The 11,492-nt window shown below is 55.5% G+C and carries 11 protein-coding genes; 4 read left to right on the top strand and 7 right to left on the bottom strand.

Annotated features, from left to right (window positions below):
* Positions 1-258: 258 nt before the first annotated feature.
* Entirely contained in the window at positions 259-1,410 is a 1,152-nt protein-coding gene (locus A3754_RS13115) for an acyl-CoA dehydrogenase family protein (protein ID WP_063520050.1), read from the top strand.
* A gap of 122 nt (positions 1,411-1,532) precedes the next feature.
* Positions 1,533-2,423: a 3-hydroxyisobutyrate dehydrogenase gene (gene mmsB / locus A3754_RS13110; protein ID WP_063520049.1), complete on the top strand. Its 891-nt coding sequence runs from the start codon at positions 1,533-1,535 to the stop codon at positions 2,421-2,423.
* Between the two features lie 197 nt (positions 2,424-2,620).
* Here mmsB and A3754_RS13105 read toward each other — a convergent pair whose 3' ends face one another.
* Together A3754_RS13105 and A3754_RS13100 are read right to left on the bottom strand one after the other, a co-directional pair.
* Positions 2,621-3,769, bottom strand: coding sequence for an alkane 1-monooxygenase (locus tag A3754_RS13105; protein ID WP_063520048.1), 1,149 nt, complete (start codon positions 3,767-3,769; stop codon positions 2,621-2,623).
* A 64-nt stretch (positions 3,770-3,833) separates the two neighbouring features.
* Positions 3,834-4,853 carry a putative solute-binding protein gene (locus A3754_RS13100; RefSeq protein ID WP_063520047.1) on the bottom strand — a complete coding sequence of 340 codons (1,020 nt, stop codon included), beginning with the start codon at positions 4,851-4,853 and terminating at the stop codon, positions 3,834-3,836.
* A 191-nt stretch (positions 4,854-5,044) separates the two neighbouring features.
* Between A3754_RS13100 and A3754_RS13095 the strand changes: the two genes are divergently transcribed.
* Positions 5,045-6,061 carry an AraC family transcriptional regulator gene (locus A3754_RS13095; RefSeq protein ID WP_197468649.1) on the top strand — a complete coding sequence of 339 codons (1,017 nt, stop codon included), beginning with the start codon at positions 5,045-5,047 and terminating at the stop codon, positions 6,059-6,061.
* 222 nt (positions 6,062-6,283) lie between these two features.
* On the opposite strand, the gene A3754_RS13090 is transcribed toward A3754_RS13095, so the two are convergent.
* Positions 6,284-7,381 carry a fatty acid desaturase gene (locus tag A3754_RS13090; protein WP_082904784.1) on the bottom strand — a complete coding sequence of 366 codons (1,098 nt, stop codon included), beginning with the start codon at positions 7,379-7,381 and terminating at the stop codon, positions 6,284-6,286.
* 119 nt (positions 7,382-7,500) lie between these two features.
* Here A3754_RS13090 and A3754_RS13085 point away from each other — a divergent pair, with 119 nt between their 5' ends.
* Entirely contained in the window at positions 7,501-8,508 is a 1,008-nt protein-coding gene (locus tag A3754_RS13085; protein ID WP_063520045.1) for an AraC family transcriptional regulator, read from the top strand.
* Between the two features lie 62 nt (positions 8,509-8,570).
* Here A3754_RS13085 and A3754_RS13080 read toward each other — a convergent pair whose 3' ends face one another.
* The 4 genes from A3754_RS13080 to A3754_RS13065 form a co-directional block, all read right to left on the bottom strand.
* The gene (locus A3754_RS13080) at positions 8,571-8,840 is read right to left on the bottom strand and encodes a YdeI/OmpD-associated family protein (RefSeq protein WP_063520044.1); all 270 of its coding nucleotides are present in this window, start codon (positions 8,838-8,840) and stop codon (positions 8,571-8,573) included.
* Between the two features lie 28 nt (positions 8,841-8,868).
* The gene (locus A3754_RS13075; RefSeq protein ID WP_197468648.1) at positions 8,869-9,402 is read right to left on the bottom strand and encodes a GNAT family N-acetyltransferase; all 534 of its coding nucleotides are present in this window, start codon (positions 9,400-9,402) and stop codon (positions 8,869-8,871) included.
* 108 nt (positions 9,403-9,510) lie between these two features.
* Positions 9,511-10,923, bottom strand: a complete 1,413-nt coding sequence (locus A3754_RS13070; RefSeq protein ID WP_063520042.1) for an amidase — start codon at positions 10,921-10,923, stop codon at positions 9,511-9,513.
* 98 nt (positions 10,924-11,021) lie between these two features.
* The coding region (locus tag A3754_RS13065; protein WP_156496981.1) for an HAD family hydrolase at positions 11,022-11,492 on the bottom strand (471 nt) is incomplete at its 5' end.

Raw genomic sequence — 11,492 nt, 5'->3', positions numbered from 1 at the left:
GACCAGCACGCCTATGGCAAGCAGGGTGTGCGTTTCTATACGGAAACCAAGACCGTCACCAGCCGCTGGTTCGATTCTGATATTCCGGCGGCAGCCGGGCCAAACATGAGCATTAATTTGAAGTGACGGGGTTTTCCGTAGGAGCGTCGCTTGCGGCGCGATTCCAGCGTCAGGTTGTCTGCGCCGCAAGCGACTTTATTCGCTGCGCTCCTACGGCAAGGGTCTTGAATGATTAAACGATCTTGAAAGGATCAATGCGTGGACTTTTCTTTCACTGAAGAACAGCAGGCTTTTCGGGGAACCGCGCGCCAGTTTTCTGAAAAAGCGCTGGCGCCGTTTGCCGCAGAATGGGATGCCAAAAGCTTCTTCCCAAAAGGCGCGATTCGCGAAGCCGGGGCGTTGGGTTTCTGCTCCCTGTACTGCGATGAAGAATACGGCGGCATGGGGTTGAGCCGGCTGGATGCGGCGTTGATCTTTGAACAACTCTCCCAGGGCTGCACCTCCACCACCGCCTTTATCACCATCCACAATATGGCCACCTGGATGCTCACCCGTTTTGGCAGCCATGCCATCCGGGCGCGTTGGGCCGAAGCATTGATGAGCGGTGAAAAACTGGCGTCCTATTGCCTTACCGAACCGGGTGCCGGTTCCGATGCCGCATCGTTAAGCACCACCGCAAAAAAAGACGGTGATGATTATGTGCTGAACGGCGCCAAGGCGTTTATTTCCGGCGCGGGCGATACCGATGTGTTGGTGTTGATGGCACGTACCGGTGGGCACGGTGCCGGCGGCATTTCCTGCTTTGCCGTTCCGGCGGATACGCCGGGTATCAGCTACGGCCGTAACGAAGCCAAGATGGGCTGGAAAAGCCAGCCTACCCGGGCAGTGATTCTTGAAGATGCACGCATTCCTGCGGACTGCCTGATCGGTGAAGAAGGGCAGGGCTTTCGCATCGCCATGGCCGGCCTGGATGGTGGCCGTATCAATATTGCCAGCTGCTCTCTGGGGGCGGCCCAGGCGGCCCTGCGCCAGGCCCAGCAATACGTGCAGGAACGCAAACAGTTTGGTCAGGCCATTGGCGATTTCCAAACCGTGCAATTCACTCTGGCCGACATGGCCACGGAGTTAGTGGCGGCGCAGCAAATGGTCCGTCTGGCGGCCTGGAAACTGGATCAGAATCACAGCGATAAAAGCATGTTGTGCGCCATGGCAAAGCGTCTGGCAACGGACCTGTGTTTCAACGTCTGCAACCAGGCGCTGCAACTGCATGGCGGTTACGGTTATATCAGTGAGTACCCGCTGGAGCGTTACGTGCGCGATGCGCGGGTGCACCAGATTCTGGAAGGTACCAACGAAATCATGCGCGTGATTATCTCGCGTAATGTGCTGAAAGATTTGTCGTTTCTTTGAATAAAGGTGCCCAGTAGGCGCGGCGTTTGAGTCGCTAACTTGCTTGTGATGCGCGAACCAGATGTGATTCGTGACTCAAGCACCGCTGCTATAACCAAGCAATATGCGAGGGAGAGATAACAATGAAAATTGCTTTTTTCGGCGTTGGACATATGGGCGCCCCCATGGCGGTCAATTTGGTTAAGGCGGGGCACGAGGTAGTGGCCTTTGACCTGATGCCAGCCTTGTTGGAGGCTGTTGTCCAAGAGGGCGCTAAAGCGGCAGGCACTGCGGCAGAAGCGGTGGCCGGGGCTGAGGTGGTTGTCAGCATGTTGCCCTCCGCCGGTGCGGTTCGAGGCTTGTACCTAGGCGACGCCGGTGTACTGGCACACATTGATGAAAGTGCGCTAATCATCGACTGTTCCACCATTGATGCGGATACCGCCCGTGATGTGGCCAGCATTGCCAAAGAACAGGGCCGGACCATGATCGACGCGCCGGTATCCGGCGGTGTTGGCGGCGCAAAGGCCGGCACGCTGACCTTTATTTGCGGTGGCCCGGAAGGCGCCATCGAGCGTGCCCGGCCGGTGCTGGAATGCATGGGCGCGCAGGTGTTTCGTGCTGGGGATAGTGGTGCCGGTCAGTTGGCAAAAATCTGCAATAACATGTTGTTGGCCATTCACATGATCGGTACTGCTGAAGCGTTGCAGATGGGCGTCGACCATGGCCTCGACCCGGCGGTGCTGTCCGATATTATGAAAGCCAGCTCCGGTGATAACTGGTCACTAGACAAGTACAACCCCTGGCCCGGAGTCATGGACAATGTGCCTGCTGCGAAGGGCTACGAAGGTGGCTTTGCGGTAAAACTGATGAATAAAGATTTGGGGCTGGCGTTACAAGCAGGCCTGAGCACCCAGTCCGCCACCCCCATGGGTAACTTGGCAAAAAGCTTGTATGCCACCCATGGAAATCATGGCTACTCGGATAAGGATTTTTCCAGCATTCAGGCATTCTTTCGGCACGATGACGATTAACTGTTATCAACAGGTGATGTCGGCTTGCGCCTTCGGCTAAGTCGACCTACGAGAGCGTTGCTAGGTAAAGGGGATGTGCCGCTGGGGTTGGCCGAAGGCGTAACTCGACGTTCTGTACACTGGGGCAGACGCGTGAATCGTGCATGAATCATTGCGCCTGTGAGCGCCGCAGTATGGGCGCTCACAGGGAGTAACAATCAGGCGATGTTATTGATGCGCGGACCTTCACGGAACAGTTGGTCCAACTCACCTTCGTAATACGCTTCTACCCGCGGGTTCATCACTTTCTTCCACAGTGGCGGTACCATGGCCAGCAGCATCATGGTGGCATAACCGGCCGGCAGCTGTGGGCTTTCGTTATAGTGGCGCAGCACTTGGTAGCGACGTTTGGCGTAGGCATGGTGGTCGCTGTGGCGCTGCAGCTGGAACAGTACAAGATTGGTGACTAGATAATTCGAGTTCCAGCTGTGGGCCGGGGTGACCCGCTCATAGCGGCCGGTTTGCAGCTGTCGACGATGCAGGCCGTAGTGTTCAATATAGTTGACGATTTCCAGTGCCAGCGCCGCAAAGAAGCTCTGGCCAACAAAGAACAACACGCCCTGCCAACCCCAGAGCATACCGAAGGTCACGGCGAACAAGGCGGAGATGCTGTACCACCAGATCAGTTCATTATGAACGCTGATGTTCTTCTTGCCCTTACGCTCCAGGTATTTCTTTTCCAGGCTCCAAGCATTGATGAAGTTATGCACAAACGCCTTGGGCAGGAAGTTATACAGAGACTGGTTATAACGGCTGGATGAGGCATCGTCTGGTGTGGACACATGTACATGGTGGCCGCGCACGTGTTCTACCTTGAAGCCGCCATAGCTTACCGACGACAACAGCAGGCCGCCCATCCAGTTTTCCACCTTCGGGTCCTTGTGAATCAGTTCGTGCCCCAAGTTGATGGCGATCATGCCGCCAAGCAGGCCGATGGACATGATCCATCCGAGCATGCCGCCCCAAGAATAATCATTGCTAACGAACACATGGCCGGCATAGAACAGCAGGCCCAGCCAGGCGGTTGCCAAAAGTAGGGGAAGGGCGCGGTAGCTTTTGTCCTGCGAAAGTTCGGGTACCTGTTTTTCTTCATCCGGGTTAACCGGATCCTTGCCGACTAGGTAATCTACCACCGGGACCAGAATGAAGAATATCGCCAAGATCATCCAAGCCCAGAGGTTTTGCGTACCCTGATCACGCCCCACCAGAGCGGAAAAGGGCACCATGGGAAGAAAGAATGCCCAGCAGGCGAGGTAGCCCCATTTCTTTAAACGTAACAAGGTATCGGGATTGATTTTTTCCAACATAATAAAACCTCACATATTTCTGTTTTGTTATTGCAGGATGAAGTTGAAAGAAAAAGTAGCCTGATTACTCCACGGGATTGACGCATTCAGCACGTGAGGGGTCGCCTTTACATCGTACTTTTCGCAGTAAGCTCATCATGTCCTTGTTGTAAACGCCTTGGTTGGCAAGATCGATACGCGCCTGACGAAACATTTCGTCGTAACGGGTGGTTTCGCTATCGGATATATTGATCCACCACTTTTCGTTCACTTCGTTATTTGCGTTATTGATGATACGCATGGCGCGATCAAACTGGCCGGCCAAGTACTTTCGGGAATGATCGGGAAAATCTGCGGGGAAAAGGTCTTTGCGAAGAATTAACTGTGCGCTCAACTGGCCTAGCACCAGATTAATGATGCCGCCGTCTGGCTGCATGCCCTTATACAGCTCTAAGGCGGAATAACCGAAGATGGGAGCGAAGCAAGTATCTACAGAGCCGTTATTGAAACGGGTAGAGAAATTGGTGATATCCGACATCACTGGCGACATGCCCACGCGCTTGGCCATGTTCGCCTCGGCCACGTCGTATTCCAGCACCGCAATGGATTTTCCTGCTAATTCTTTCACTGTATCAATGGTGTTGTCTTTGACGAAAAGATACGCCGCCCCCATGGGTACTAAGCCAGCGAATTCATAGGGGCCGGAAACCAAGTGAGGGTTTACCTTGGGGTTGCCGCTGGCCAGGATAGACACCACCATTCGCATGGCATCGTAATTGGGAATGGCACCGATGGAATCCATGCTGCCGGTATAGTTGATGAACTGGCGACCACGGATGCCGGTAAGCAGTGCTCCATCGCATTGCTTTGCTTTCAAGTCTTCGGCGGCAATTTTCTCGTCGGTGTAGGGCTTGAGTTCAAGGTCCACGCCCCAGTCAAGCGCTGCGGTCTTGAAGTCCTTCATGATGCTGTAGAAATCGCCGTTGGCACCGACAAGATCGAATACACAGAGGGTGCGTTTTTCGTTGATGCTGGCATGGGCGATGTTGGTAACCAATGCCATGAAAACCACGAGAAAAAGAGTTGATGGTTTTACATATCGCATGATGTTCTCCCTTAATTTAAGCAACCAATCAGTAAGGTTTTTTGTGCTTTGTTGCCTTCTTGTTCGTTTGTGGTTATCGGGTTTTGAACCGTGGAAGTTGATGCTAGATATGCGGTCGGTGCTGGGGTAGGTTGTCTATAGACAAATAGGGGTCATTTATTGACAATGCGAATTTTCAGGTTTTGTCAGTCATGAATAAGCCGATGGAGTGGGCATTATCCATCAACTATCTTCGGCAGGTGGCAGACCAGTTAATCGAGATGGGAGTCGACGTTGCCCCTTGGCTGGCGGCTCATGATTTGTCGTTGGCTGATCTTGATCTGGCTGATGCCACCGTTCCCTGGGAGGTGGTCCGTACCCTGTTTCTGGAGGCTGAGGCGATCACGGGGGAGCCGGCGTTGGGCCTGATGGTGGGGGAGCGTCTACGCATAAATAATCACGGCATGATGGGCTATGCGGCCATGAACAGTGGTTCTGTGCGCCAGGTCGTTGAGATACTTGAGCGTTTTATCCCTCTGCGTATTAACTTAGTGATGGTAAGCCACCAAGTGGATGGCAAATACCTAAACCTGCAGATCCGGGAGTTGCTGCCGTTGGGTGAGGTGGGTCCTTTCTTGCTGGGTGCAGTCGTGGTGGCGGTAAAGAACGTACTCGATTTCATTACTCTGGGTAATTGTCAGGTAGCCAAAGCCAGCTTTGCCTTTTCCGAAACCTATGACCCGGAACTCGTTGAGTCCCTGTTTCGATGCCCGGTACGCTACGGCCAAGACTGGACCGGTTTGTCTCTGCCACTGGATGTGGTGGATCAGCCTCTGCGAACCGCTGACCCGGCCGCCTTCGAGCATGCGGAAAAACTCTGCAAACGGGAACTGCACAGCCTAGTGTCGGATGCTTCCGTGTCAGCACGGGTACGTCGATTAATGCTGGCCAAGCAGGTGAATTTTCCCTCACTCTCCGTCACCTCCCGCATTCTGAACATGACTCCCCGAACCCTGCATCGTCGCTTGTTGGATGAAGGCACCTCGTTTCAGGAAATTCTCGACGGGGTCCGCCATGCCCTTGCCCTGGAATACTTGAAAAGCCAGAACATGAGCATTCAAGAGCTGGCGTATACGCTGGGTTACGGTGACACGGCAAACTTTCGCAGGGCTTTCAAGCGCTGGACCGGTTTGGCACCTTCTGCTTTTCGGGAAAGTGGCCAGGGTTGATCTGGTGGAGACAGAGGGGGCGCGGTCAGATAAATAATCTGCTATAGCGGTTTCTTTTTCTTCTGATAGATCGATAAAACCTTCGCAAATCTTCGGCGCGGTTATCGGTGCCAGCTGATCGCCAGTCGATTTTCATATGGGATGAGGCAGTGATTTCAGTGTCGTTGCCGCCGAAAATAATAAGCCCGTAAATAGCGGGCTTATTATTTCACGCAGTTTTTTTCAAGCTGCTTGAGCTGTCTCGTGCATTCGGTTGGCCCGCCGGAAGGTGCCCAGATCATTAAATCTCACCCCATTATCCTTGAGCACTTTGTGGGCCTGCTTGGCGGTCATCTGTCTGATATAAAAAGGGTCACGAACCACAAAGTGGTGAATCGCGTGGGTGCTGCCGAAGTTGAAGCAAAAAGCCTGCATAGGCCACAGCCACCATACGTTCAGTACCTGACACTGTTCGGTGATTTTCCCCTGCTCATTATCGCCGTAGTAATGCATGTTGGACGAAATAAAGTGCAGGCAAAATGTGCGCAACATATTTGGGGCGATGAGTACAACAACCAGTGGTGTAATCCAGCTCAGTTGTGCGGTGACCATGTTCGGCCAAGGGATTTCAGCACCCACCAACCAGGCCGAGGCATTAGCCAGGTGGAATAACACGAAGAAGTGCCAGATAGCGTGGGTAGCGATGCCCAGCGGGCTGTAGCTGACCAGGCCGATCAGGCGAACGTTCTTCACATCTTGCTTGGTGATCAAGCCGCGGTTGTACAACTTGCCGGGTTCAGTCAGGTACTGCCATGCGCGCAGGTAGACGGCCAGCATGCCATCGCCCACCATCAGAAGGCGCTTGATTCCCCACTTTTCACCATTGGTAATACCGCGCTCTTCAAGGTCGGTTTCACTGCCGGAATTTTTGTGGTGATGAAAATGCAGGTGCCGGCGGATCCAGGGGTTGATCACGTTGGGACGCAGTAGATAAATACCCATCATCATTAGGTTGTGCATGAACTTGTTCTTTTTGAAGTACATCAGGTGAATCAAGTCATGTTCCAGTTCGTGTAGCAGGGAGGTCCAGAACGCCGTTAGCACGATGACCAGCCAGCCTGGCATGCTGCCTTGCAGGTAGAGTACGGCGTTTAGAATGGTGCCCGCGACGGCCAGCACCCAGATGCCCAAGCCGATGCGATCCTGATGCTTGAGCCAATTGTGGCGTTGTCGTATACCATCACTGATGGCAATGATTTCGCGTTGCACTTTTTTGTCGGTGGCAAAACGGCCACGGGAAGCGGGTTTCTTCGCTGCGTTTGTTGGTGTTGTTGTCGCCATGTGAAATCTCCTTTTCAATGACAGCAACGATACCCAGGCAGCGCCATAAAAAATCGACCCTGGGCGCCAAGCTGTTGACCTTGAGCGCCAATTATTAAAACGGCACAGGCGGGAAGGCCATGGGCGAGAGAAAAGGTGTAGCCAGACAGCAGGCAGCAGCGGTGTTGATGACACCGTTGCTGCAGTACCTGCAGGAACAAGGGCAGGATGTGGCGGCCATTCTGGCGCGTTACGGGCTGGAGGAGGCGCTGTTTCGGGATCCGGAGGCGCGGGTGGATGTACATGTGTCCACGGCGCTGTTGGATTATTGTCAGGTGCTATTGGAGCAGCCTGCGCTGGGTATCGAACTAGCCCGCCATGCCCAGTACACCCACTTTGGTGCCCTTGGGTTGGCGGTGGCTGCCGGTGGTGATCTTTATAGTGTACTTAATCGCGTTACCCGCTTTCACCGATTGATTAGCAATCTTGTGCGCACGGAGTTGCATGTTAATGATGGCACGGTGGAGCTGCGTTTCTTTTCCGCCACCGAGCATGAGCCTCACCCCCAGGCGCTGGTTTTTGTAATGGCTTCTATCGTGCGGGTATTACGGGTACGTATCAGCGCGGATTATAACCCGCTGCTGGTGGGTTATCCGGACTGGCTTGAGGATGATATGCGGGTGACCCTAGCCGATTATTTCAACTGCCCACTGGCGGTGGGCGAAGGCTATGCGCTGGTGTTCGACAAGGCGAGCGCCAATCGGATTCTGGCATCTAGTGATATTCAGCTGGCTGCCATGTTGGATGCCACCCTGAGTCAGCGGCTGGCAGTGGCGGAGGAGGCGTCGCTGGCCGATCGCCTATCGTTATGGATTCAGGAGCGTTTGCCCGATGGTGAGCCAGCGCAGAAGGATGCGGCTGAAGCATTGTGCATGAGCACACGCAGTTTGCAGCGGCGGTTGGCTGAAGATGGTTTAACGTGGAAACTGCTGTTGGAAAATACCCGTAAATCGTTGGTGGAGCAGCATCTTCGCACCTCGGGAATGAGTATTACCCAGGTGGCATTCCTGTTGGGTTTTTCCGAGGTGAGCGCGTTTTCGCGCGCGTTCAAGAAATGGTATGGCATGCCACCCAGCCAGTTTAAGTAAGCTGGCTGGGCATGTTTGTTGCTATACCCAAGGGCTCAGAGAGTACCTGCGCACTGAAAATATCAGGCCTTGCCGGTACGTTCGCGGTGGGGGCAGCCCGGCCAGCAACAGGGTCGACGTTTGCCAGCGGTAAGGTTTTCCTTGGCGCGGGTAATACGCCCTTTCCGGGTAGCTGCTTTCTTGGCGTCTTCGATCCAGCAGATCCATTCGTTGCGAGCCAGCGGGGTAATGTCCTCCCATTGCTCCAGCATGGCGCTGTTGCAGAGCAGCATTTGGTGCAGGTCGTCAGGGAGAGGGTGGACCACGCCGCCGCTCGGGCTGGCTTTTTTCATGGTTATCCTCCTTGATACTCAAGCGTGGTTAGGTAGTCGGGCTAGGCATGTAATCATGAGCCAGCAGCGCATAAATAGCATGATCCACATGCTTGTTATATAGCCACTCACACTCCCTCATTTGTCCTTCCAAAGTGAAGCCGAGCTTTTCCGGTATGGCCCGGCTTTTGGTGTTGCCCGTGGCGCAGCGTATTTCAATTCGATGTAGATGAAATTCGACAAACCCGGTTCTTAATAACAGGGATACGGCGTCTAGCATGATGCCCTTGCCAGTGAAACTTTCGGCTAGCCAGTACCCTATCGAACCGGTGCGATGTGCCTTGTTGATGGCGTGAAAGCCGGCAACGCCGCAAAGCGAATCGTTGTGGAAAACAGCAAAGTTACAAGCCTTTCCCAAGGCTGCTTGTTGACGATTTTTGTCAATAAAACGCTCTGTGTCTTCCTGGGCCTGGATGTGATCTAGCCAAGGCAACCATTGCCGTAAATACTCTCGGTTGTTATCGGTGAGTACATACAGCGCACCAGCATGACTGCTTTGCAGTGGTTCTAAGCGGATATTCATGTTCCGTTTTCTGGGTGTTGCCATTGTTTTGTCACTGGGACATTGCAGGTCGGGTTATGCCTTCTAAGCTAACCCGACCTGCGGGGAGGGACTAGGTGCGTTTATCTGTTACTGCCCCAGGCGCCGGAACGGTTGTGCATCCTCCAGTTCGAAGGCCAGCTCCAGCAGGGTGCGCTCGTCGCCGTGGCGGCCGGAAAATTGTACGCCGATGGGTAGACCGGTATCGGTCTGGCCTAGAGGGAGCGAGATGGCGGGGCTGCCTGATGCATTGTTGGCCGGGGTGAAGGTGGTGTAACGCAACAGGCGTTCCAGCTGGGCGTCGAAGTCCACATCGGCGCCCAGATAGCCCAGCTCCGGCGTGGTGTGGGCCAGCACCGGGGTGAGTACCACATCGTACTGGTTAAATACTTCTGCGTAGCGGGCCTGGCTCTGGCGAAGCTGGCGCAGCATGCCCGGGGTTTTCAGGAAGCGTTGACGGTAATAGCGGGCCAGACCCTGCGAAAGCGGGTCCAGCTGCTGGCCATCGAACCCTTGAGGGAACAGGGCGCGGCCGAATTTGCTGACAAAGAAAGCGAGCATGGCCCAGTAAAGCAGGAAATCGTCTACAAACCGCTGGGGCAGGTCGATGCGGGCCATTTCTACATGGTGGCCCAGATCAGACAGCTGTTTGGCGGTGGCTTCTACGGCGGCGCGGGGTTGCGGGCAAGTGGGGTCGCCGGCGATGGAGTCCACCATCAGGCCGATGCGTCGCCGCTGTTTGCCGGGGCCGGTGACGTGCCCAACAGCGGGTAGCTTGCGGTTGCGGTAGTACTTTTCGGCTTCAGCGAAGAAGTTGGCGGTGTCGCGCACGCTGCGCGTGAGCACGCCATCGCTGATGATGTTCACTGGCAAGGCTTTGGCGGCTTCCTGGGTGACCAGGCGCCCACGGGTGCTTTTCAGGCCCACCAGGCCGCAGACGGCGGCGGGGATGCGAATGGAGCCGCCGCCGTCGTTGCCGTGGGCAATGGGCACGGCGCCGGCGGCCACCAGTGCGGCGCTGCCGCCGGAAGAGCCGCCGGCGGAGTGGTTCAGGTGCCAGGGGTTGCGGGTGGCCGGGGCGTGAACCATCTCGGTGGAGGCGGTAAAGCCGAAGGCGGGCAGGGTGGTCTTGCCCAACAGGTTAAAACCCTGAGCCAGATACTGCTTCGCCAGTACGCTGGTTTTCTTCATGGGTTTGCCACCCACGGCGGCACTGCCATGGCCGGTGGGCAGGCCGCGCAGGTCGATATTGTCTTTGATCAAGCTGGGAACGCCGGCAAAAAAGCCTTCAAAGTGCTTGTTGTTGGCTCGTTCTCGCGCTCCTGCATAGGTGTCCAGCACCAGCCCGTTGAGGGTGGGATTGACCCGCTGCAAGCGGGCGATGGCGGCCTCGGTGGCGTTGGTTGCGCTGATGTCGCCGCGTTGCAGGCGCTCTGCCAGGGCGGTGGCATCATCGGTGCCCAGGGCGTCATCGGTAAAGGCGTGAAGCGTGTGCTGTGTCATGGTGTCTCACGGGCAGGCTGTTATTTTGCACGAATGTACCAACTTGGCGCGAGCCAGGCAGGGGCGGATCGGGCCAATCGGGCTGGCGGCAGAGGCTTTCAGGGGCGCGCCCGTTCCACACGCTTGTGCTGGGCCAGCAAGTGGCGGGCCAGGGTGGTCAGCTCGGCAATACTGCCGACCACGGCATCCGGGCGGTGGGGGTGTTTGACCGTGTGCGGGAAAATCTTGTCCAGCCAGGCCTGATCCCAGCCCGCGCCATTGTAGAAAATGGAGGTGACGCCGGCTTCCTTGGCGGCAATCACGTCGGTGGTGCTGTCGCCCACGTACCAGCAACTTTCGGCGGGTTTCTTGCCAAGAATCTCCATGGCTTTCAACAGCATTTGTGGTGACGGTTTGCGTTCCTCCACATCGCTGCCGCATACCACCACATCAAACAAATCTTCCCAGCCTGTGCCATCCACCAGCGCCAGTTCGTGTTCCAGAAATTCGCGCTTACGGTTGGAAATCAGCCCGGTCTTCACGCCCAGTTCACGCAGGTGTTCCAGTTGCTGGCGAATGTCCGGTTCCAG

Source organism: Alcanivorax sp. HI0083, assembly GCF_001635175.1.
Note: the sequence above shows the minus strand (reverse complement) of the source record. Positions and strands in the feature narration are given on the sequence as shown.

Coding starts and splice junctions, on each gene's coding strand:
- A3754_RS13080 (WP_063520044.1), bottom strand. CDS start 8,840: ATGAAAAAAGCCAGCCCGAGCGGCGGCGTGGTCCACCCTCTCCCTGAC.
- A3754_RS13075 (WP_197468648.1), bottom strand. CDS start 9,402: ATGAATATCCGCTTAGAACCACTGCAAAGCAGTCATGCTGGTGCGCTG.
- A3754_RS13070 (WP_063520042.1), bottom strand. CDS start 10,923: ATGACACAGCACACGCTTCACGCCTTTACCGATGACGCCCTGGGCACC.
- A3754_RS13100 (WP_063520047.1), bottom strand. CDS start 4,853: ATGCGATATGTAAAACCATCAACTCTTTTTCTCGTGGTTTTCATGGCA.
- A3754_RS13095 (WP_197468649.1), top strand. CDS start 5,045: ATGAATAAGCCGATGGAGTGGGCATTATCCATCAACTATCTTCGGCAG.
- A3754_RS13090 (WP_082904784.1), bottom strand. CDS start 7,381: ATGGCGACAACAACACCAACAAACGCAGCGAAGAAACCCGCTTCCCGT.
- A3754_RS13105 (WP_063520048.1), bottom strand. CDS start 3,769: ATGTTGGAAAAAATCAATCCCGATACCTTGTTACGTTTAAAGAAATGG.
- mmsB (WP_063520049.1), top strand. CDS start 1,533: ATGAAAATTGCTTTTTTCGGCGTTGGACATATGGGCGCCCCCATGGCG.
- A3754_RS13085 (WP_063520045.1), top strand. CDS start 7,501: ATGGGCGAGAGAAAAGGTGTAGCCAGACAGCAGGCAGCAGCGGTGTTG.